General features: G+C 55.7%; 19 protein-coding genes. 8 read left to right on the top strand and 11 right to left on the bottom strand.

Annotated elements, in window-relative coordinates:
* Positions 1-7: 7 nt before the first annotated feature.
* Positions 8-1,552, bottom strand: a complete 1,545-nt coding sequence (gene gpmM / locus ACR42C_RS00615) for a 2,3-bisphosphoglycerate-independent phosphoglycerate mutase (protein ID WP_166709694.1) — start codon at positions 1,550-1,552, stop codon at positions 8-10.
* Positions 1,553-1,798: 246 nt separating this feature from the next.
* On the opposite strand from gpmM, the gene ACR42C_RS00620 reads away from it, so the two are divergent.
* The 5 genes from ACR42C_RS00620 (at position 1,799) to cysE (ending at position 4,909) form a co-directional block, all read left to right on the top strand.
* Complete coding sequence (locus tag ACR42C_RS00620) at positions 1,799-2,230, top strand: rhodanese-like domain-containing protein (protein ID WP_014882007.1); 432 nt, start codon at positions 1,799-1,801, stop codon at positions 2,228-2,230.
* Between the two features lie 11 nt (positions 2,231-2,241).
* Positions 2,242-2,493: a glutaredoxin 3 gene (gene grxC, locus ACR42C_RS00625; protein WP_028015037.1), complete on the top strand. Its 252-nt coding sequence runs from the start codon at positions 2,242-2,244 to the stop codon at positions 2,491-2,493.
* Positions 2,494-2,525: 32 nt separating this feature from the next.
* Positions 2,526-2,993, top strand: a complete 468-nt coding sequence (gene secB, locus ACR42C_RS00630; RefSeq protein ID WP_003860835.1) for a protein-export chaperone SecB — start codon at positions 2,526-2,528, stop codon at positions 2,991-2,993.
* Positions 2,993-4,012: an NAD(P)H-dependent glycerol-3-phosphate dehydrogenase gene (gpsA, locus tag ACR42C_RS00635; RefSeq protein WP_116343007.1), complete on the top strand. Its 1,020-nt coding sequence runs from the start codon at positions 2,993-2,995 to the stop codon at positions 4,010-4,012. Before secB ends, gpsA begins: the two co-directional genes overlap by 1 nt.
* 75 nt (positions 4,013-4,087) lie before the next feature.
* On the top strand, positions 4,088-4,909 hold the full coding sequence (gene cysE / locus ACR42C_RS00640) for a serine O-acetyltransferase (protein ID WP_008502718.1): 822 nt from the start codon (positions 4,088-4,090) through the stop codon (positions 4,907-4,909).
* Here the strand turns inward: cysE and trmL are convergent.
* The 9 genes from trmL to ACR42C_RS00685 form a co-directional block, all read right to left on the bottom strand.
* Entirely contained in the window at positions 4,906-5,379 is a 474-nt protein-coding gene (gene trmL, locus ACR42C_RS00645; RefSeq protein WP_316380418.1) for a tRNA (uridine(34)/cytosine(34)/5-carboxymethylaminomethyluridine(34)-2'-O)-methyltransferase TrmL, read from the bottom strand. The genes cysE and trmL overlap by 4 nt on opposite strands.
* 45 nt (positions 5,380-5,424) lie before the next feature.
* Positions 5,425-6,765: an MFS transporter gene (locus ACR42C_RS00650; protein ID WP_116343011.1), complete on the bottom strand. Its 1,341-nt coding sequence runs from the start codon at positions 6,763-6,765 to the stop codon at positions 5,425-5,427.
* A 177-nt stretch (positions 6,766-6,942) separates the two neighbouring features.
* Positions 6,943-8,130: an FMN-dependent L-lactate dehydrogenase LldD gene (gene lldD, locus ACR42C_RS00655; RefSeq protein WP_316380420.1), complete on the bottom strand. Its 1,188-nt coding sequence runs from the start codon at positions 8,128-8,130 to the stop codon at positions 6,943-6,945.
* The gene (gene lldR / locus ACR42C_RS00660; RefSeq protein ID WP_014882013.1) at positions 8,127-8,900 is read right to left on the bottom strand and encodes a transcriptional regulator LldR; all 774 of its coding nucleotides are present in this window, start codon (positions 8,898-8,900) and stop codon (positions 8,127-8,129) included. The genes lldD and lldR overlap by 4 nt, the downstream gene beginning before the upstream one ends.
* Positions 8,897-10,552 carry an L-lactate permease gene (gene lldP, locus ACR42C_RS00665; protein ID WP_479984633.1) on the bottom strand — a complete coding sequence of 552 codons (1,656 nt, stop codon included), beginning with the start codon at positions 10,550-10,552 and terminating at the stop codon, positions 8,897-8,899. Before lldP ends, lldR begins: the two co-directional genes overlap by 4 nt.
* Positions 10,553-10,893: 341 nt before the next feature.
* Positions 10,894-11,256, bottom strand: coding sequence for a YibL family ribosome-associated protein (locus ACR42C_RS00670; RefSeq protein ID WP_008502724.1), 363 nt, complete (start codon positions 11,254-11,256; stop codon positions 10,894-10,896).
* A 58-nt stretch (positions 11,257-11,314) separates the two neighbouring features.
* On the bottom strand, positions 11,315-11,905 hold the full coding sequence (gene mtlR / locus ACR42C_RS00675) for a mannitol operon repressor MtlR (RefSeq protein ID WP_047363332.1): 591 nt from the start codon (positions 11,903-11,905) through the stop codon (positions 11,315-11,317).
* Positions 11,902-13,050 (bottom strand): mannitol-1-phosphate 5-dehydrogenase, encoded by a 1,149-nt coding sequence (gene mtlD / locus ACR42C_RS00680; protein WP_479984634.1) that lies wholly within the window; start codon positions 13,048-13,050, stop codon positions 11,902-11,904. Before mtlD ends, mtlR begins: the two co-directional genes overlap by 4 nt.
* Before the next feature lie 103 nt (positions 13,051-13,153).
* Positions 13,154-15,061 carry a PTS mannitol transporter subunit IICBA gene (locus tag ACR42C_RS00685; RefSeq protein ID WP_116343017.1) on the bottom strand — a complete coding sequence of 636 codons (1,908 nt, stop codon included), beginning with the start codon at positions 15,059-15,061 and terminating at the stop codon, positions 13,154-13,156.
* 636 nt (positions 15,062-15,697) lie between these two features.
* Here ACR42C_RS00685 and ACR42C_RS00690 point away from each other — a divergent pair.
* The 3 genes from ACR42C_RS00690 to ACR42C_RS00700 all read left to right on the top strand — a co-directional run bounded on the left by ACR42C_RS00690 (position 15,698) and on the right by ACR42C_RS00700 (position 17,892).
* Complete coding sequence (locus ACR42C_RS00690) at positions 15,698-16,054, top strand: DUF3302 domain-containing protein (RefSeq protein ID WP_116343019.1); 357 nt, start codon at positions 15,698-15,700, stop codon at positions 16,052-16,054.
* A gap of 2 nt (positions 16,055-16,056) precedes the next feature.
* Positions 16,057-17,193, top strand: coding sequence for an HlyD family secretion protein (locus ACR42C_RS00695; RefSeq protein WP_116343021.1), 1,137 nt, complete (start codon positions 16,057-16,059; stop codon positions 17,191-17,193).
* Positions 17,194-17,283: 90 nt separating this feature from the next.
* A complete protein-coding gene (locus ACR42C_RS00700) occupies positions 17,284-17,892 on the top strand; it encodes a glutathione S-transferase (RefSeq protein ID WP_395313518.1) in 609 nt (202 codons plus the stop codon).
* A gap of 27 nt (positions 17,893-17,919) precedes the next feature.
* Here ACR42C_RS00700 and ACR42C_RS00705 read toward each other — a convergent pair whose 3' ends face one another.
* On the bottom strand, positions 17,920-18,810 hold the full coding sequence (locus ACR42C_RS00705; protein WP_479984635.1) for a hypothetical protein: 891 nt from the start codon (positions 18,808-18,810) through the stop codon (positions 17,920-17,922).
* Positions 18,811-18,940 lie beyond the last annotated feature (130 nt).

Consider the following 18,940-nt stretch of genomic DNA (forward strand, 5'->3'; position numbering starts at 1 on the left):
GGAGCGATTATTCCACGATGAACAGCGGCTTACCAGTCATCTCTTCAGGGATCGGCATGCCCATCAGCGACAACATGGTTGGCGCGATGTCGGAAAGCTTGCCGCCTTCCACTGCTTTCAGTGATTTATCACCCACATAAATCAGCGGAACAGGCAGGTTGGTATGCGCGGTGTGTGCCTGGCCGGTTGCCGGGTCGCGCATCTGCTCGGCGTTACCGTGGTCAGCGGTGATCAACAGCTGGCCGCCCACAGATTCAACCGCTTTTGCTACCTGCTCAACGCAATGGTCCAGCGCTTCAACCGCTTTCACCGCCGCTTCCATCACGCCGGTATGGCCGACCATGTCGCCGTTCGGATAGTTACAGATGATAGTGTCGTACTTGCCGCTTTCGATCGCGGCCACCAGTTTTTCGGTCAGTTCGGCAGAGCTCATCTCTGGCTGCAGATCGTAAGTGGCGACTTTCGGCGAGTTGATCAGAATGCGCTCTTCGCCTTTAAACGGCTCTTCAACGCCGCCGTTAAAGAAGAAGGTCACGTGCGCATACTTCTCAGTTTCGGAGATACGCAGCTGGGTTTTGTCGTTCTTCGCCATCCACTCGCCGAAGGTATTTTCCAGCGAGGCAGGTGGGTAAGCGCAAGGCGCGTTGATATCTGCCGCATATTCGGTCAGCTGGATGAAGTTGATGTTCACCACTTTCTTACGGGCAAAGCCGTCGAAATCGCTGTTGACGAACGCACGGGTGATTTCGCGCGCGCGGTCAGCGCGGAAGTTCATGAAGATCAGCGCGTCGCCATCTTCCATCGCGGCATCGGCCTGGCCTTCAGCGCGGATCACGCTCGCTTTCACGAATTCATCGTTTTCATCACGCGCGTATGCGGCTTCCAGGGCTTCAACGGCGGTCGCGAACTGGAACTCACCTTTTGCCAGGGTCATCAGGTCATAGGCCTGTTCAACGCGATCCCAGCGGTTGTCGCGGTCCATAGCGTAGTAACGGCCAATGATGGAGGCCACGCGGCCTTTGCCCAGCGCGGCGAATTTGTCTTCGAAAGCTTTCAGGGAGCCTTCTGCGCTGCGCGGTGGCGTATCGCGACCGTCCAGGAAGGCGTGCAGGTAGATTTTTTCCGCACCGCGTTCAGCGGCCAGCTCAACCATCGCCATGATGTGATCTTCATGGCTGTGCACGCCGCCCGCGGAGAGCAGACCCATGATGTGCACCGCTTTACCTGCTGCAACGGCTTTATCTACCGCACCGCAGAGAACCGTGTTCGCGAAGAAGGTGCGTTCTTTGATTTCGACGTCCAGACGGGTCAGGTCCTGATACACGATACGGCCTGCGCCCAGGTTAACGTGACCGACTTCGGAGTTGCCCATCTGGCGATCCGGCAGGCCGACTTCCAGACCGGATGCATCAATCAGGGTATGCGGACGTTTTGCCCACAGCGCATCCATTACCGGGGTTTTTGCGTTGAAAATAGCGTTATCCTGGCTGTCTTCGCGGTAGCCATAGCCATCCAGAATCACTAGTACCATAGGTTTTTTAGAAACCGACATTGCAACAACCTCATGCTCAAGAGTCAAAATTTGCGTAATTTTACTATAGCTGAATCGATCAAATAGCCGCAGAAGATCAAAGAAAGCGCGGGGGCAAGATGCTGACCGGACCATTTTGAGGCATTTTTTTAGGTGGCATGCCGCAGAAAATGGATTAGGTTATGGTCGCTGGCTGTATTTGCCAGAACGCACAGGTATACTCCTGTCCTGGTTTTTTTATCACTTAGTCGGGAGTAGTTACCCTCCATGCAAGAAATTATGCAATTCGTTAGCCGCCATCCGGTTCTGAGCATCGCGTGGATTGGCCTGCTGGCTGCTGTACTGTTCACCACATTTAAGAGCCTGACGTCTAAGATTAAGGTTATCACCCGTGGTGAAGCGACGCGTCTGATTAACAAAGAAGACGCCGTTGTTGTCGATCTGCGTCAGCGTGACGATTTCCGTAAAGGTCACATTGCCGGCGCAATCAACCTGTTGCCAGCTGAAATCAAAGCGAACAACGTGGGTGAGCTTGAGAAACACAAAGCTCAGCCCATTATTGTTGTGGATGCGACCGGTATGCAGGCGCAGGAATCTGCCAGCGCGCTTTATAAAGCGGGCTTCGAAAACGTAACGGTACTGAAAGAAGGTATTTCCGGCTGGAGCGGGGAAAATCTTCCTTTGGTTCGCGGTAAATAAGGAGTTCAGTCATGGCCAATATTGAGATCTACACCAAAGCGACGTGCCCGTTCTGCCATCGTGCGAAAGCGCTGCTGAGCAGCAAAGGCGTCACGTTCCAGGAATTGCCTATCGACGGTGACGCGATCAAACGCGAAGAGATGATCCAACGTAGTGGTCGTACGACGGTTCCGCAGATTTTTATTGATGCGCAGCACATTGGCGGCTGTGATGACTTGTATGCGCTCGACGCCCGTGGTGGACTCGATCCGCTGCTGAGCTAAGAGACTTTAGGACAATTAAAAAGGGTATTTCCATGTCAGAACAAAACAACACCGAAATGACTTTCCAGATCCAGCGTATCTACACCAAGGATGTCTCTTTCGAAGCGCCAAATGCGCCGCACGTTTTCCAGAAAGATTGGCAGCCAGAGGTTAAACTTGATCTGGATACCGCATCCACCCAACTGGCGGATGACGTGTATGAAGTCGTACTGCGTGTGACCGTGACCGCCTCTCTGGGCGAAGAAACTGCATTCCTGTGTGAAGTACAGCAGGGCGGTATCTTCTCCATTGGCGGCATCGAAGGCAACCAGATGGCGCATTGCCTGGGTGCATACTGCCCGAACATCCTGTTCCCGTATGCCCGTGAATGTATCACCAGCCTGGTTTCTCGCGGTACATTCCCGCAACTGAACCTTGCGCCAGTGAACTTTGATGCGCTGTTCATGAACTATCTGCAGCAGCAGGCTGGCGAAGGTGCCGAACAACATCAGGATGCCTGATGAGCACTGTTAATGCGTCAATGACTGTGATCGGTGCCGGCTCATACGGCACCGCTCTTGCCATCACGCTGGCAAGAAATGGTCACGATGTGGTCCTGTGGGGCCACGATCCAAAACATATCGCCACGCTGCAGCGCGACCGTTGCAATGTGGCGTTTCTCCCGGACGTTCCGTTCCCTGACTCTCTGCACCTGGAAAGCGATCTGGCGACCGCGCTGGCGGCCAGCCGCAACATTCTGATTGTGGTCCCGAGCCATGTGTTTGGCGACGTGCTGCATCAGATCAAGCCGCTGATGCGCCCGGATGCGCGTATTGTCTGGGCAACCAAAGGGCTGGAAGCGGAGACCGGACGCCTGCTGCAGGACGTTGCCCGCGAAGCGCTGGGTGATGAGATCCCGCTTGCGGTCATCTCTGGCCCGACCTTTGCCAAAGAGCTGGCTGCGGGCCTGCCGACGGCGATCTCGCTGGCATCCACTGACCAGGCTTTCTCCGACGATCTTCAGCAACTGCTGCACTGCGGCAAGAGCTTCCGCGTCTACAGCAACCCCGATTTTATCGGCGTGCAACTGGGCGGCGCGGTGAAGAACGTGATTGCGATTGGCGCCGGGATGTCAGACGGCATTGGTTTTGGTGCCAACGCGCGTACGGCGTTGATTACCCGCGGCTTAACCGAAATGTCCCGTCTGGGCGAAGCGCTGGGCGCCGATCCGGCCACCTTTATGGGAATGGCGGGCCTGGGCGACCTGGTGCTGACCTGTACCGACAACCAGTCTCGTAACCGCCGCTTTGGCATGATGCTCGGACAGGGCAGCGATGTAAAAAGCGCGCAGGAGAAGATTGGACAGGTGGTGGAAGGCTACCGCAATACCAAAGAAGTTCGCGAGTTGGCGCACCGGTTTGGTGTCGAAATGCCAATAACCGAGGAAATTTATCAGGTATTGTATTGCGGAAAAAATGCGCGCGAGGCAGCATTGACCTTATTAGGTCGTGCGCGCAAGGACGAGCGCAGCAGTAACTAGTCGGAACCGTTGTCACCTGAATGACCCAGCCAGCGCAGAACTGGCTGGTCATTATACTATCGTCTGGAGTTAGCAATGCCGTGTGAAGAACTGGATATCGTCTGGAATAATATTAAAGCCGAAGCCCGGGCGCTGGCCGACTGTGAGCCAATGCTGGCCAGTTTTTACCACGCGACGTTACTCAAGCACGAAAATCTCGGCAGCGCGCTGAGCTACATGCTCGCCAATAAGCTGGCTTCCTCCATCATGCCGGCTATCGCCATCCGTGAAGTGGTTGAAGAGGCTTACGCCGCTGACCCGGAAATGATCGCCTCTGCCGCCTGCGATATCCAGGCCGTGCGCACCCGTGACCCGGCGGTCGATAAATACTCCACGCCGCTGCTGTACCTGAAAGGCTTCCACGCCCTGCAGGCTTACCGCATCGGCCACTGGTTATGGAATGAAGGCCGCCGCGCGCTGGCGATCTTCCTGCAAAACCAGGTCTCCGTGACGTTCCAGGTCGATATTCACCCGGCGGCGAAGATTGGCCGCGGGATCATGCTCGACCACGCCACCGGCATTGTGGTGGGTGAAACGGCGGTGATTGAAGATGATGTCTCGATCCTCCAGTCGGTTACTCTGGGCGGTACCGGTAAAACCAGCGGCGATCGCCACCCGAAAATTCGTGAAGGGGTGATGATTGGCGCGGGCGCTAAAATTCTCGGCAATATTGAAGTCGGGCGCGGTGCGAAGATTGGCGCCGGGTCGGTTGTGCTCCAGCCCGTGCCGCCGCACACCACTGCCGCTGGCGTACCGGCGCGCATCGTCGGTAAGCCTGACAGCGATAAGCCGTCGATGGATATGGATCAGCACTTCAACGGCATTCACCATACCTTCGAGTATGGTGACGGCATTTAACTTCTTAAAATGGCGCCGGGATAACCCAGCTGGCGCCAGGCTTCATACACTACCACCGACACCGCGTTCGACAGGTTCATGCTGCGGCTGTCCGGCATCATCGGAATACGGATTTTTTGCTCAGCGGGCAGAGCATCCAGAATCGTGGCCGGCAGGCCGCGGGTTTCCGGGCCAAACATCAGATAGTCACCTTCCTGATAGCTCACGGCGCTGTGCGCTGGCGTGCCTTTGGTGGTCAGGGCGAACATGCGCTGCGGCTTCTCCGCTTCCAGAAACGCGGCGTGATCGTGATGGCGAACCACGGCGGTAAATTCATGGTAATCCAGCCCCGCGCGGCGCAGGCGCTTGTCGTCCCACGTAAAGCCCATCGGCTCGATGATGTGCAGGCGAAAACCGGTGTTGGCACACAGGCGGATGATATTGCCGGTATTTGGCGGAATTTCTGGTTCGAATAAAACGATGTTAAGCATGCTGCCCCCTTAATTGCGGGGGCAGAATAGCAGAAAAGAGAGGAACTACGCGACGCCGGGTTCGTGCGAGCGGCTGTACAGCATTTTGTAGACGGTTGCCGCCGCGGCCACCAGGGCGGGCACGCTGAGGATCATTAAAATACTGTCTGCCTGCCACTGCATAGAAAGAAGCTGGGCGCTGGTCATGGTGCCCGCCACCCCGCCAAAGCGGCCAATCCCCTGCATCCAGGCGATGCCCGTCGCGCGGCACTCGGTAGGGTAAAAGGTGGCCGCGAGGGTTTGCATGCCCGACTGCGCGCCGTTCATGGCGATCCCCATCAGGAAAATCAGCCCGCCAAACAGGGCGATATGGTTATGCTCAAGGCCGAGTAACAGGATCAATCCCATCGTCAGGACAAATCCCCCTGCGACCACCTTGTGCGCCTCCCAGCGGTCCATCATCCAGCCCGCGAGCAGAATGCCTGCGGTACCCCCGAACGTGAACAGCGAGGTGAGCCAGGCGGATTCCGCCAGCGCATAACCCATCCCCTGCATCAGCGTTGGCATCCAGCTCAGCAGGACGTAGTAAATGACCAGCCCCATAAAATAGGTCACCCACAGCATCAGGGTGCCGGGCAGCCAGGGCATGGAAAACAGCTGCCCCACGCTCCCTTTTTTAGACGCGACTTTCTCCTCCGCCAGGAAAAAGCCCGTGACGCTCTCCAGCGTGCTGCGGCTGAACCGGCTGGCGATGCGGCGGACCTGCATAACGTCTTTCCCGCGCTGCACCAGAAACTTCACCGATTCCGGCAACAGCAGCGCCAGCAGCAGCGTTAAAATCAGCGGAGCAATCGCGCCGGTCAGCAGCACGCTTCGCCAGCCGTGATGGGGGATAAGCCAGGAAGAGATCGCACCGCCGCCTGCCGCACCCAGAGGGAAGCCGCAGTACATGGTATTAATCGCCATGGCGCGACAGCGCTGGGGGGCAAATTCGGAGATCAGCGTGATGGCGTTAGGCATTGCGGCACCGAGCCCGAGGCCTGTCAGAAAGCGCCACAGCGTCAGGGTATTCAGGCTTTGTGCCCAGGCCGTGCCCAGGCTCGCCAGGCCGAAGAACAGGCACGAGAAGACCAGCACGCGCTTGCGTCCCATCCGGTCCGACACCGGGCCTGCAATCAGCGCGCCCAGCGACAGCCCCAGCAGCGCCGCGCTCAGCACCGGCCCCAGATCCTGTTTGTGTATCCCCCATTCTGCCGACAGCGTAGGCGCGATGTAGCCCATCGCTGCGGTATCAAAACCGTCGATCGCCAGAACCAGAAAGCCCAGCACGATAAGAAGCCAGTGAAACCCTGAAAAGGGACTCTCGTCGATAACCCGCTGAATATCCACCTTACCTGAATACGTCATACGCTCCCCTCCGATGTGATGTTGTTTTTGTGTTCTTGTATTTGCTTGTCTATACAATTGCGGGCGGGTGGGGTATGTCAAATTTTCTTATCCAGAATGTTACATGGGTGTTATTTTCGACAAAAAAAGCGCCCGAGGGGAGTCGGGCGCATGAGAAAAAATAGTAACGGATGAAAATCAGGCCGCGTTTCCCTGCGAAAGAGGGGCCAGCGCCGCAGGCAGCTTACTCAGCTCCTGCACCAGCGAATCCTTGCTGATCTCACTAATCGACTTCGCGCCGGTCAGCGTCATCGCCACCTTCATCTCTTTTTCGATCAGGTTGAGCAGATTCGCCACGCCGGCCTGGCCGCTGGTGGCCAGCGCATACAGGTACGCGCGGCCCAGCAGCACGCTGTCTGCGCCCAGGGCAATCATGCGCACCACGTCCAGCCCGTTGCGGATGCCGCTGTCGGCCAAAATCGCGATATCGCCTTTCACCGCATCGGCAATGGCCGGCAGCGCGCGGGCAGAAGAGAGCACGCCGTCGAGCTGGCGTCCGCCGTGGTTAGAGACCACGATCCCGTCCGCGCCGAAGCGCACCGCGTCGCGGGCATCTTCCGCATCGAGGATCCCTTTGATCACCATTGGGCCGTCCCAGAATTCGCGGATCCACTCCAGGTCTTTCCAGGAGATCGACGGATCGAAGTTGTTTGCCAGCCAGCCGATGTAATCCTCCAGCCCGGTCGGTTTACCGAGGTACGCCGAGATATTGCCCAGATCGTGCGGACGTCCGTTAAGACCGACGTCCCACGCCCACTGCGGGTGGGTAACCGCCTGCCAGTAGCGGCGGAGCGCAGCATTTGGGCCGCTCATGCCGGAGTGGGCATCACGATAGCGCGCGCCGGGCGTCGGCATATCGACGGTAAAGACCAGCGTGGAGCAGCCTGCCGCTTTGGCACGCTCAAGGGCGTTACGCATAAAGCCGCGATCGCGCAGGACGTACAGCTGGAACCACATCGGGCGCTTGATGGTCGGGGCGACCTCTTCAATCGGGCAGACTGAGACGGTGGAAAGGGTAAACGGAATACCTTTGGCATCCGCCGCGGCAGCAGCCTGCACTTCGCCACGGCGGGCGTACATGCCGCATAAGCCTACAGGCGCGAGCGCCACGGGCATGGAGAGCGTTTCGTTAAACAGCTTCGTCTCCAGGCTCAGGTCAGACATATTCTTCAGCACGCGCTGGCGCAGAGCCACCTCCGAGAGGTCTTCCACGTTGCGGCGCAGGGTATATTCGGCATAGGCCCCGCCGTCGATGTAGTGGAACAGGAACGGGGGCAAAATGCGCTGCGCCGCGGCGCGATAGTCACTGGCTGCTGAAATAATCATGCTTTGTTCTCCCTGGAAATATCACTGTCGCCAGGCAAACGGGTAATACGCGCCTGTCGGGCCTGGTCTTCATCGAATCGTTTAATGGTGGTGTGTACGAAGCCGAGATGCGCCATCATTGCTTTGCGCGCGGCCTCGGCATCACCGGCCAGAATGGCGTTGAGCACGGCTTCATGCTGTTCGGTCAACTGAGCAAAGACCGGCGGAACCAGATACATGCGCTGGCGGCTCTGCTTGACGGAGGATTGCAGCAGATCGAAGAACCCGCGCATGGTCTGGAGCAGAACCACGTTATGCGATGCCTCGGCAATCGCCAGGTGAAAACGGACGTCTGCCTGGGAGGCGATATCCGGATCGCTGCTTTGCGTGGCCTCAAAGCAGGCTTTGAGCTTCTCTTTGTCGGCCTCGGTTGCCCGCATCGCCGCGTGCCAGGCGGTACTGGTTTCGATGGCGTGACGCGCTTCAAGGATGTCGAAGCTGTAGTCCGGGTCGTTTTCCATCAGCGTCTTCAGCGGCTGCACGATGTTTTGCTCGGACCAGTCGTCATGCTGCCAGCGCACAAAGGTGCCACCGCCGCGACGGCTCACCAGCACCCCTTCGCTGACCAGCGTGGCCAGCGCCTCGCGCAGTGAGTTACGCGATACGCCAAGCTGGGCGGCAAGCTGGCGCTCGGCGGGCAACTTCATGCCCGCTTCCAGCTGTTGTTCTTCAATCAGCGCCCGCACGCGAGAGGCAATCTCGTCGGACAGGCGTCTGGGCATCACTATCATGGGATCATCCAGGTTAAGACATAGGCCTGCAGGGTGGTGATCACGCCCACCATGCAGGTGAATATCAGGCTGTGTTTCACGGTAAAGCGGAACAGATCCGACTCTTTACCGACCAGTCCCACCGCCGCACAGGCAATGGCGATGGATTGTGGAGAGATCATTTTGCCGGTTACGCCGCCAGTGGTATTCGCTGCCACCAGCAGGATGTCCGACACGCCAATTTGTTGGGCCGCCGTTGCCTGCAGGGCAGCAAACAGGGCGTTAGACGAGGTATCTGAACCCGTCAGGAACACCCCCAGCCAGCCGAGGAACGGCGAGAAAAAGGTGAACGCGTGTCCGGTGTGGGCCAGCGCTAACGCCAGCGTCGACGACAGGCCGGAGTAGTTCGAGATAAACGCGAACGCCAGCACCATGCCGATGGAGTAGATCGGCAGCATCAGCTCTTTAATGGTCGCCGCAAAGGTCTGTACCGCGGCGGCTGGTTTCATGCGCAGCCATACCACGGAAAGGAGTGCCGCAAACAGGATGGCGGTACCGGTGGCGGAGAACCAGTCGAATTTATAGACCGCGGCATACGGCGTGGCGGCATGCACCACCGGCGGCATACGGGCGACCATCTTGTCGAGGAACGGCACGGAGATGTTAATCACCATGTCGTACAGCGCGCCGCCGGGAGCGAACAGCGCTTTAAACGGCGGAATGCTCCACAGCGTTACCGTTGCGGTCAGGAACAGGAACGGTGACCAGGCGCGAACGATCTGTCCTGCGGTATAGCCTGTGCGGGCGAGGGTCTGATCCACATGCGACGCGCCCATGTCGGCAAAGCGGAAGATGCGCACTGGCTGCCAGCGTTTCAGGAACAGCGTCAGACAGACCAGCGACACCAGCGAAGAGATAATGTCCGGAAGTTCCGGTCCGAGGAAGTTCGAGCTGAGGTATTGGGCAATGGCGAACGAACCGCCCGCCACCATCACCGCAGGCCAGGTCTCCCTCACGCCGCGCCAGCCGTCCATAATCGCCATGATCCAGAACAGCACGATAATGGTCAGGAACGGCAACTGGCGGCCTACCATCTGGCCAATCTCGAAGCTGTCCAGCCCGGTCACCTGTCCGGCCACCAGAATCGGGATCCCCATCGCGCCAAAGGCCACCGGGGCGGTGTTCACAATCAGGCACAGGCCCGCGGCATACAGCGGGTTAAAGCCCAGGCCGACCAGCAGCGCGGCGGTAATCGCCACCGGCGCGCCAAATCCGGCAGCACCTTCCAGGAACGCCCCGAAGGAGAAGCCGACAATCAGCATCTGTAAACGCTGGTCTGGCGTGATGGAGAGAATCGACGAGCGGATAATGTCGAACTGCCCGGTTTTCACCGAGATTTTATAGACAAAAACCGCCGCGATGATGATCCACGCAATCGGCCACAGGCCGTAGAAGAAACCGTAGACGACGGAGGCCAGCGCGCGATCGATCGGCATTTTATAGAAGAACAGCGCCACCAGCAGGGCGATGGCAACGGTGTACGTCGCGGCGAGGTAGCCCTTCAGCTTGAGCTTAATCAGCGCAAAGAAGAAGAACAGGATCGGAAGCGATGCTATCAGGCTCGACAGCCAGATATTTCCGGCCGGGTCGTAGTTTTGTTGCCAGAGGCTCATGCAGGTCTCCTGGGGACCAGACAGCCTGCGCTGCGGGTGAGTCTCCGCTCATCTCTGCATCACAAACTGTGTAAAAGTGGTCCTGCCAATATTGTGTTGTAGGGTTAATGACAATGAATGGTTAACCAGATGTTATGAGCTAGCAATGGTTTTGTGAGCGGAAATAATGGAATTGTGAACCAGGGAAGAAAGTAAAGGGGGATTGGTTGGGCCAATTTGAAGCGGGAGTGTGGCTGAGGCACCCCTCACCCTAACCCTCTCCCCAAAGGGGCGAGGGGACTGAACTGTGCGGTTTTCTCCCTCTCCCCTTTGGGGAGAGGGCGGGGTGAGGGGAAGAACGATCAGAACGCGGTCTTACAAAAGCCCGTCATCTCTTTCAGGCCCATCTCGCGGCCAAGCTCGGTCATCGGGTGCACCACCACCAGGCCACGGACGCTTTTCTTCAGCTTCCCCATGTCAGCCTGCTCTTTTTTGGTGATCGCGCGGCGGTGCGGCATGTTCATCAGCTTCTGCGCTTCTTTGCTCAGCTTCTGGCCTTTCACTTCGCGCAGGCGCTCGATTTCAGCTTCCAGCTTCGCGGTCTCTTTCTCCAGCTCGGCGTACTTCTCGGCGGAATCGACCAGCGACAGGCCAGCCATCTGGTGGCGGATCAGATCCAGGCGGTCGCTCAGGCGTTTAATTTCGTTCTTTTCGACTTCTTTCATGACAAATGACTCTGAAAACGGGGAATTTACAGGGAAGGATACACCAATGTGAACGGGCTTACTTCTGAAACGCTTTTTTTAAGCTGATTTTAGAAATCAGCTCAGTCAGGGAGAGGACCATAGTGGAACGGACAACCTGTTGATAGCGCAGCTTTTGCATCGCGTACAGTTCAGGGTCGCTGTTATCAAAATGGGGAGCAGGAGGCAGGGCGGTAACGCAGTGCAGCTCGCCGAAGGGGCCCAGAATCTCATCATCGGTAAAGGTATACTCATTACCGTCATGATTGAGCTCTTCGCGCAGCGCCATTAACAGTTCCGCATCTTCATACTCTTGTCGGTTGAGCACGCCCAGGCCATAAATCAGCTTCAGGCGCACCGACAGATCGCCCAGCGGTCCGTCTCCGTCCAGTAACGGTTCTACAGCGTACTTTACCGCGTAGTCGTCTTTGCGAAACACCTGAAGCACCAGAATGTTCACCGCCTCGGTTAACAGCTCGACGGCGGCAATCAGGAAACTTCGTACGGTTTTGCCAGCATTCAGACGCTCAAGCACACGATTTTCAAAGGCCTGGGTTTGTTCCATTATTGCCTGCATATCTGACAATCTGTTATTCGGGCGCAGGCTAACCTGCGCCGGATTCTGTATCATTTGGTTGCGTTATATGCGTTAACCGCCTCCGCCACCACGTCGCTGCTGGCGTCCAGACCGGAAATTTGCGCCAGCGCAGCCTGCGCGCCTTTGTCATCAATCAGCTGAGCCAGCTCAATTGCCTGCGGGTCCTGCTCGCTGCGGTAGTGCATCGCGGCGGCAATTCCTTTCACCAGATTGGCGTGCGGCAGACCGTATTCCAGTGTGCCGAGCAGCGGCTTAATCAGGCGGTCGCCCGCGCTCAGCTTACGCAGCGGCTGACGGCCCACGCGCTCAACGTCATCTTTCAGATACGGGTTTTCAAAGCGGCCGAGGATTTTCTGGATGTATGCTGCGTGTTTATCAGCATCAAAACCGTAGCGTTTGATCAGCACCTCGCCGCTCTCTTCCATCGCCCCTTTTACCACCGCGCGGATCTGCTCATCGAGGATCGCATCACGAATGGTCTGATGACCGGCCAACTTTCCGAGGTACGCGGTTATAGCATGCCCGGTGTTCAGCGTGAAGAGTTTGCGTTCGACAAATGCCATCAGGTTATCGGTTAATTCCATACCCGGAATGGTCGGCAGCGCGCCCTTAAACTGGGTTTTATCGACGATCCACTCGCTGAAGGTTTCTACGGTCACTTCCAGCGGATCGTGGGTGGCGGATTCGGACGGCGGAACAATGCGGTCCACGGCGGAATCGACAAAACCAACGTGCGTGTCAACCCAGGCTTTATCTTCGTCAGCCACGGCCGCCATGACGTGACCTTTCAGCTGCGTGGTACCGCGCACCATGTTTTCGCAGGCGATGATGTTCAGCGGAGCGTCGTTGCCCTGCGCCTTACGTTTTGCCAGGCCTTTCGCGACTGCTGGAGCGATACGCTCAAGTACGACCGGGCCCACAGCGGTGGTCACCAGGTCAACGCTGGCGATCAGATCAATCACGTCGTCGCCGATGCTGCTGACCGCGTTGACGCCAGAGACGGTTTCAACCTGTTCATTTTCACCCACCACCTGGACCTGATAGCTATGACGGGCATTCAGGGCATCCAGAACCACCTGATTCACATCGGCGAATGTCAGGGTAATGCCCGCGTCTGCCAGCAGTTTACCGATAAAGCCACGACCGATGTTACCTGCACCAAAATGTAATGCTTTCATAGTGTTAACCTTAATCAATGTTTTTACCCGAGAGGGCTGGGGTGAGGAACGTTTACCCCCTCACCCTAGCCCTCTCCCCAAAGGGGAGAGGGAAGAGGGACTGCTATTTGTTGAGCAGGGCCAGAACTTCTTCAACGCTGGTGGTGTTAGCCAGACGCTCAATGACGGTTTCGTCGTCCAGCGCGTTGGTCAGGCTGGTAATCACCTGAATGTGCTCGTTATTGCGAGCGGCGATACCAATCACCAGACGGGCGATGTCGTCCTCTTCTTCACCGAAGCGCACGCCGTCAGGATACTGACAGAACACTACGCCGGTTTTCAGCACGCGGTCTTTCGCTTCAACCGTACCGTGCGGAACCGCGATAGATTCACCCAGGTAGGTCGGCGTCAGTTTTTCACGTTCCAGCATCGCTTCAACGTATTCTGGCTGAACGTAGCCGCCTTTCACCAGCTGTTCACCGGCAAAGCGAATCGCCTCTTCTTTAGTGGCCGCGGTACGACCGAGGAAAATGTTCTCCGCACCCAGCTTGAACAGGTGAGCATTGCTCTCGTCAAAGCTGTCCTGCAGGCTGGTACGCACTTTCACTTCATTATCTTCATGACGCTGCGCGGCAACCAGACGTTCGGTCAGGCTGGTGTACAGGCCGCTGTCGAGGAAGTTGGTCAGCGAGATGTGCTGTGCCTGCGGCACCTGGCGCATGGCGCGTTCGGTCAGGTCGCGGTGCGTGATGACCAGGTCAACATCCGGCGGCAGGCTGTTAATGGCGCTGTTGGTCACGGAGATGTTGGTCAGGCCCGCATCCTGCACTTTCTTACGCAGCACGCCTGCACCCATTGCGCTGGAACCCATACCGGCGTCGCAGGCAACGATGATTTTACGCACGTGGCTCAGGTCGTTAGAGACATCGCCAGCCGCCAGCGGGGTCGCGCCTTTGGATTCGGCTTTCATGTCGTGCATACGACGGGTCGCCGCTTCAATATCGTCGTCTTCTTTCACTTTGCTGGTTTTCAGCAGGATAGAAGAGACCACGAAGGAGACCGCCATTGCGGCACAGATCGCCGCGATGTTCGCGAAGTACGCGCCTTTCGGGGTCATCGCCAGCACCGCCAGGATAGAGCCCGGAGAAGCAGGAGAGACCAGGCCGCCGCCCAGCACGCTCAGGGTGAACACGCCGGTCATACCGCCGAGGATAACTGCCAGGATCAGGCGTGGGTTCATCAGCACATACGGGAAGTAAATTTCGTGGATACCACCCAGGAAGTGGATGATAGCCGCACCGCCAGCAGACTGCTTCGCGCTGCCGCGACCAAAGAACATGTACGCCAGCAGAACGCCCATGCCCGGACCCGGGTTCGCTTCAATCAGAAAGAAGATGGACTTGCCGAGATCGTGAGACTGCTGAATACCCAGCGGCGAGAAGATACCGTGGTTGATGGCGTTGTTCAGGAACAGGATTTTCGCCGGTTCAACGAAGATAGACGCCAGCGGCAGCATGTCGTGCGCCACCATGAAGTTAACGCCCGCCGCCAGCAGTTTGGACAGCACTTCAACAGCCGGACCAATGCCGAGGAACGCCAGAATCGCGAGGATCATCCCGATGATGCCCGCAGAGAAGTTGTTCACCAGCATTTCAAAGCCGGATTTGATCTTGCCATCAACCCAGACGTCGAATTTCTTAATCGCCCAGCCGCCGAGAGGACCGGCAATCATCGCACCGAGGAACATCGGCATATCCGCACCGACGATAACACCCATAGTCGTGATAGCACCCACTACGCCACCACGGTCACCGCCCACCAGACGACCACCGGTGTAACCGATGAGCAGCGGCAGGAGATAGGTAATCATTGGGCCAACAAGTTTCGCCAGCGTTTCGTTAGGCAACCACCCTGTCGGAATAAACAATGCGGTGATAATACCCCACGCGATAAACGCGCCGATATTTGGCATCACCATGTTGCTGAGGAAACGACCAAAGCTTTGAACTTTGATCTTGAAATCGGATGACATAAAACACCCCTTCTTATGTTTACGCTTAGGCTTGCGGCCCGAGGTTTATCGTTAATGTGCGGCGGCAGAGGTAGCCGGGCCCTGTTCTGATGCTGTGAAATCTGGCACTGAATCGTTCAACTGTCCAGACAGCGAAAATTTATGTGATGTCCATCACGTAAATGCAGGGGGTGTGTCGCCCTTCATGGTGATCTGAATCACAAAATAAGTGGGCAAAAAAAATACGATGGCGAGAAAAGAAGCAAAAACCACGGATTTTTGTGATATATGTCTCTTTTTGGCTTCGTGAGTTTGTTTCTGGATTGTGACTGATTTCACAAAATATTTTTATGCAGATTTCTCCGGCTGGGATCGGCGTTAGGATGGCCTTCCGTGACACGGAAAGCTAAAAAAACACTTTTCGTATGTAGTATGGCGGAAAGCTAAAACCTGAATTACGCTCATTATGTAAGGTTGAGTATATTATTATTCAGGATATATTTTGACACGCTTATAAACTTGCATGGAGATATTATAAAAAACGATACTCCCCGGCTCTGAAATAATCAGTGTGCCTTTTAAATTTAAAAATAAATTAATTAGGCTGCGTGCTGTTTTATTAGTTTAATGAGTTGACGTTGTTTAAGTGAGGAGAATATGTTTCTCAACTATTTCGCGCTGGGCGTGTTGATTTTTGTATTTTTGGTTCTTTTTTACGGAATCATCGCCATTCATGATATCCCCTATAACATGGCCAAAAAGCGCAATCATCCCCATGCCGATGCTATTCATACGGCAGGCTGGATCAGCCTGTTTACGCTCCATGCCATCTGGCCGTTCCTGTGGATTTGGGCCACCCTGTACCGCGAAGATCGCGGCTGGGGTATGCAAAACCACATCACCAGGGCGGATGAGGTTCCGGGCATGGATGCGCTGGCCAAACGCGTGGCCGAGTTAGAACACAAGCTGGCAGCGGTTCAGCCCTCTGATGATAAAAACACGCTGGAGCGCTAATCATGGATCTGTTGATTATTCTGACCTATGTGGCATTTGCCTGGGCAATCTTTAAAATATTTCGTATTCCGGTAAACCAGTGGACGCTTGCTACCGCGACGTTAGGCGGCGTGTTTATTGTTGCCGGACTTATTCTGCTAATGAACTATAACCATCCGTATACCTTTACGGCGCAAAAAGCGGTTATTTCCATTCCGATTACGCCGCAGGTCACGGGGGTGGTGACTGAAGTGACCGATAAAAATAACCAGCTCATTAAAAAAGGCGAAGTGTTATTTAAACTGGATCCGGGCCGCTATCAGGCGCGCGTCGACAGACTGAAGGCAGACCTGGTGACCGCGACGCACAATATTGACAATCTGAAAGCGCAGCTGTCGGAAGCGGTTGCCAATACGACACGCGTCTCCGCTGAACGCGATCGCCTGTATAAAGATTATCAGCGCTACCTGAAAGGCAGCCAGGCGAAGGTGAATCCGTTCTCTGAAAGCGATATTGATAACGCGCGGCAGAACTATCTGGCGCAGGATGCCATGGTGAAAGGTTCCGTTGCTGAACAGACGCAGATTCAAAGCCAGCTGGACAGCATGGTGAACGGCGAGCAGTCGCAGATTGCCTCGTTACGTGCCCAGCTTGCTGAAGCGAAATACAACCTCGATCAGACCGTGGTGCGCGCGCCGAGCAACGGCTATATCACCCAGGTGCTGATTCGTCCGGGAACCTATGCCGCCGCGCTGCCTTTGCGCCCGGTGATGGTCTTCATTCCTGAACAGAAGCGTCAGATTGTGGCCCAGTTCCGTCAGAACTCGCTGCTGCGCCTGAAGCCTGGCGATGAAGCGGAAGTGGTGTTTAACGCGCTGCCGGGCCAGGTGTTCACCGGTAAGCTCACCAGCGTTCTGCCTGTGGTGCCGGGCGGGTCGTATCAGGCGCAGGGCGCCTTGCAGGCACTGACCGTCGCGCCGGGTACGGATGGCGTACAGGCGCTGATTGAGCTGGAGCCTAACGCCGACGTCGATGCTTTGCCGGACGGCATTTATGCCCAGGTGGCGGTCTATTCGGATCATTTCGCCCACGTCTCGGTAATGCGTAAAGTGTTGCTGCGTATGACCAGCTGGATGCACTACCTCTATCTCGATCACTAATCCTTCCGGGGCAGGAATGCGACACGCATACCTGCCCTTTTTTCATCGCTTGATCCATACTGACTTTTTCCCGGCATCAAGGATCAGGCAATGAAACTCATCGGTAGCTACACCAGTCCCTTCGTGCGAAAAATCTCGATTCTCCTGCTGGAGAAAGGGATTGAATTTGAATTCGTTAATGAGCAGCCCTACAACGCCGAAAACGGCGTCGCGCAGTATAACCCGCTGGGGAAAGTTCCGGCGCTGGTAACGGACGAGGGCGAATACTGGTTCGATTCCCCCATCATTGCGGAGTATGTCGAACTGCTGGGCGTTGCCCCGGCAATGCTGCCGTCTGACCCTAAAGCGGCGCTGGCGGTGAAGCAAATTGAAGCCCTGGCCGATGGCATTATGGATGCGGCACTCACCTCCGTACGCGAGCAGGCGCGTCCCGCCGCGCAGCAGTCAGAAAACGAATTGCTGCGCCAGCGGGAAAAAATCAGCCGCAGTCTGGATATGTGCGAACAGCTTATCCGGGAGGGCAAGATCCACACCGACAGCCTGAACCTGGCAACCATCGCCATCGCCTGCGCCATCGGCTACCTCAACTTCCGCCGGGTGTCCCCAGGCTGGTGCGTAGACCGTCCGCTGCTGGTGAAACTGGTAGAGACGCTATTTCAGCGCGAAAGTTTCGCTCGTACCGAGCCACCAAAAGCGTAACCCGGTTGCCCGGCGAAGCCGGGCAGATTAGTTACATGTCGAGAGAATTTCTTTTTGCTTGTCTGAAAAATAATAGAATTTAGCCGAGGTGACAACTTCGCCAAGATAACCTTTTGGATATTTGATATAGAAATCCATCGCCTGGATATTTTTATCAAGGTGGGCAGGGAAATCAGGCAGACTACCTGCCATTGGGCGAGTGAGGTGGTTAGAGTCTGCACCAATATAATAATCAGGGTTACCAAATTGTGCGCGACCATATTCAAACACAATAGGCTCAGCACCATATTCATCCATAAATGCACTAGTAACGTTAGGGTCGCCAATCTTTGTTACGGCGAAAACCTCTACGCGTAAATATTCAAAGTTTCTGGTCATGGTGAAAATCGTGGTGTCGATGGAGTCGTCAGACAGGGACGGGAACATGCCAGAATGCACATAAATAAAGTCATTAGGATATTGTTCTAAAACTTTATTATAAGCAGACAAGCCTCGCCCAACGGTGGGATGCCAGTCTGCTGGATATGGCTGACAATCCGATTTATCCATACATACAGGTTTGGAAAGGTAGCTACCGGTTGTTCCTGAGGGGTTGTTATCGTATAGCAGAACCGTGGAGGGAAAAGGATCGCGCCCAGTGGCCGGTTTTGTTTTCAGGTAATTATAACCATCACTGTTACTGTACAGACTATAAAGATCGCCACGTTTTCTTTGGTCTGCAGCAACATAAATAATATTATAAGCCATACCATCGAAGTTTTCGATGTAATCATCGACTCTGAATTTAATCGGCATCGGTGCGTCGGGTAGTGAGCACCTTTTGGCAAAGCCAAATTTCTGATCAGCCTGCGTTTGAGCGGTATAAAGAGTGCAGGTCGATAATAAAAGAGCAGCGAGAACCTTGATCTTCATTTTCATCTGTATGCTTCCATGCGTTACGGGGTAAGGAATTCATAATAATATTCGCTTCGTTGATTGATTGATATTGATGTTTTCTGAATTATTTATTCAAGTAAGTTATGAAATAATTTTAATTATTCTCGGTAAT

This window comes from Enterobacter sp. MG-EB028 (assembly GCF_056673305.1).

Bases quoted from the DNA above. Each gene is read 5' to 3' on its own strand.
- gpmM (WP_166709694.1), bottom strand. From the start codon at position 1,552: ATGTCGGTTTCTAAAAAACCTATGGTACTAGTGATTCTGGATGGCTAT.
- ACR42C_RS00620 (WP_014882007.1), top strand. From the start codon at position 1,799: ATGCAAGAAATTATGCAATTCGTTAGCCGCCATCCGGTTCTGAGCATC.
- grxC (WP_028015037.1), top strand. From the start codon at position 2,242: ATGGCCAATATTGAGATCTACACCAAAGCGACGTGCCCGTTCTGCCAT.
- secB (WP_003860835.1), top strand. From the start codon at position 2,526: ATGTCAGAACAAAACAACACCGAAATGACTTTCCAGATCCAGCGTATC.
- gpsA (WP_116343007.1), top strand. From the start codon at position 2,993: ATGAGCACTGTTAATGCGTCAATGACTGTGATCGGTGCCGGCTCATAC.
- cysE (WP_008502718.1), top strand. From the start codon at position 4,088: ATGCCGTGTGAAGAACTGGATATCGTCTGGAATAATATTAAAGCCGAA.
- trmL (WP_316380418.1), bottom strand. From the start codon at position 5,379: ATGCTTAACATCGTTTTATTCGAACCAGAAATTCCGCCAAATACCGGC.
- ACR42C_RS00650 (WP_116343011.1), bottom strand. From the start codon at position 6,765: ATGACGTATTCAGGTAAGGTGGATATTCAGCGGGTTATCGACGAGAGT.
- lldD (WP_316380420.1), bottom strand. From the start codon at position 8,130: ATGATTATTTCAGCAGCCAGTGACTATCGCGCCGCGGCGCAGCGCATT.
- lldR (WP_014882013.1), bottom strand. From the start codon at position 8,900: ATGATAGTGATGCCCAGACGCCTGTCCGACGAGATTGCCTCTCGCGTG.
- lldP (WP_479984633.1), bottom strand. From the start codon at position 10,552: ATGAGCCTCTGGCAACAAAACTACGACCCGGCCGGAAATATCTGGCTG.
- ACR42C_RS00670 (WP_008502724.1), bottom strand. From the start codon at position 11,256: ATGAAAGAAGTCGAAAAGAACGAAATTAAACGCCTGAGCGACCGCCTG.
- mtlR (WP_047363332.1), bottom strand. From the start codon at position 11,905: ATGATACAGAATCCGGCGCAGGTTAGCCTGCGCCCGAATAACAGATTG.
- mtlD (WP_479984634.1), bottom strand. From the start codon at position 13,050: ATGAAAGCATTACATTTTGGTGCAGGTAACATCGGTCGTGGCTTTATC.
- ACR42C_RS00685 (WP_116343017.1), bottom strand. From the start codon at position 15,061: ATGTCATCCGATTTCAAGATCAAAGTTCAAAGCTTTGGTCGTTTCCTC.
- ACR42C_RS00690 (WP_116343019.1), top strand. From the start codon at position 15,698: ATGTTTCTCAACTATTTCGCGCTGGGCGTGTTGATTTTTGTATTTTTG.
- ACR42C_RS00695 (WP_116343021.1), top strand. From the start codon at position 16,057: ATGGATCTGTTGATTATTCTGACCTATGTGGCATTTGCCTGGGCAATC.
- ACR42C_RS00700 (WP_395313518.1), top strand. From the start codon at position 17,284: ATGAAACTCATCGGTAGCTACACCAGTCCCTTCGTGCGAAAAATCTCG.
- ACR42C_RS00705 (WP_479984635.1), bottom strand. From the start codon at position 18,810: ATGAAAATGAAGATCAAGGTTCTCGCTGCTCTTTTATTATCGACCTGC.